Origin of the sequence: Bacillus sp. Xin1, from assembly GCF_013314535.1 — a bacterium.
Classification (GTDB): domain Bacteria; phylum Bacillota; class Bacilli; order Bacillales; family Bacillaceae_G; genus Bacillus_A.
The window spans coordinates 1-1,807 of sequence record NZ_JABUAE010000122.1 but is presented as its reverse complement, the minus strand read 5'-3'; the positions used below and the strand labels follow the sequence as shown (position 1 = coordinate 1,807).

The 1,807-nt window shown below is 31.2% G+C and carries 2 protein-coding genes; both read left to right on the top strand.

The annotated features are described in order from the left end of the window. Positions 1-430 (top strand): Rpn family recombination-promoting nuclease/putative transposase (locus HRG09_RS28000; RefSeq protein WP_174104057.1); only part of this gene is annotated, 430 nt, incomplete at its 5' end. Between the two features lie 560 nt (positions 431-990). Further along, on the top strand, positions 991-1,347 hold the full coding sequence (locus HRG09_RS27995) for an NUDIX hydrolase (RefSeq protein WP_254610203.1): 357 nt from the start codon (positions 991-993) through the stop codon (positions 1,345-1,347). Positions 1,348-1,807 lie beyond the last annotated feature (460 nt).

The window sequence follows — 1,807 nt, the reverse complement described above, 5'->3', positions numbered from 1 at the left end:
CCCTAAAAAACAACAGATACTAAGTGATGATATTGAAATTCATTTTGTAGAAATTCCAAAATTGGTCAAACAATGGCGGGAAGAAAAAATAAATCCTTGGGAAAATGCATTTGTTCGCTGGATGTTATTACTACCAGCACATGAAGATGAACATTTAACTCAAACATTGGAGGAGATTGCAATGAATCAAGATCCAATTTTAAAAAAGGCGATGAGTAAGTGGGAAAATATGAGCCATGACTCTTCTTTCAGAACAGCTTATGAAGCTCGTGAAAAGTTACTTTTAGATGAACAAGCTAAGCTAGCACACGCTCGTGAAGAAGGAAAAATCCAATTAATCCGTGGTATGCATAAGAATGGTATGCCATTAGAAGACATTGCAAAATTCACAGGTCTTAGTATAGAAGACATACGAAAACTACTATTATAATACGTATTATTACAAAAACTTTGCGGAAAATCTCGCAAAGTTTTTTATTTAGCCCTTTAATTATCATTTGTAAAAAATATACAGATCCCCTTAGAGTAGTAAAATCAACGTTTTTTCATGTCGATTTTGCTTAGCGGGTGTTTTTGCCCAAATCCCCGAAATGGGGGAATTTGTTGCTTTTAAATAAAGTCACGGTGTTTTTAAAAAAGACGCGATGTTTTGAATAAAGTCGCGACGTTCATAAAAAAGTTGCGATGTTTTGCCCCTTTGGATCTGTTTATCTAAAGGGGTGTTTTTATAATGAAAAGTGAAAAGAAGATCTGAACTGAAAGGCGGATTAAGGAAATGTTGAGTAGCAATAAAATTACTCAACTAAAGGGCCGGTTTAATTCAGTAAGAAGGAAAATTTATTAGACAAAGAGAAATACAAGTTGATTGGCAATTGAGTAAGTTAAGGAGATCATATTTATAATGAATACTACAAAAACCACAGGGTGCTTTACTATTGTTGATAATAATGAAGGCAAAATATTGCTAGTTAAACGAAATGATTATCCTATCTGGGATTTGCTTGGGGAAAACTAGAAGAGAATGAACAGTTAGATAAGTGTGCTATAAGAGAAACTAAAGAAGAAACGGGCTATATAATTACTATTGAGCATAAAATAGGAGAATATCACCAACCTCAATACGATGATATGCAACATATATTTTTAGGAAAATTACTAGGGGGAGAACCAATAAATAATGGACCTGAAACTGCAAAAATTGGTTGGTTTAATCCTAGTAGATTACCTTTGTTAATGGTTCCAAATAAACGAAAACAGATCAATAATTTTATGAAACACAAAAATTCACTAATAAAAGAGACATTAAAGACACCATTTATGGTAAGGTTATTGAAAAAAATTATGTGAGATGGTTATTGAATTAATGGGTGCTTTAGTTGAGGAAGGCTCATTGAAAAGATCAAACTTTTTTATAAAACATTTGAGAAATTAGATGAAATAAGAGCATGTTTTGATTAATCTTTTTTCAAAACATGCTCTTTCTATTTGTCTTTTATCATCGTCATTCTCATTAATTTGATCAAACTTTATTTTAAAGCTACAGAATTAGCTTAATTCATTAGAAATTTATAGCAATGTCATAAAGTGTACTTTTTGACATTGCTGAAAAACTAGAATTTTTCGTTTCAAAAATACAACTTAATCGTATTTGAAATATATCAACATAGTTGTATATGTTTTGAAACACATATTCTATGAGTAACGAAAAATCCTTATAAATAAGGTTTTTTCGGGTTCTGTTGCAAAGATTTTTAAACTGAGATAACCTGTAGAAAAAGTGTGAGCAGGAGAATGATATATGGGGTAA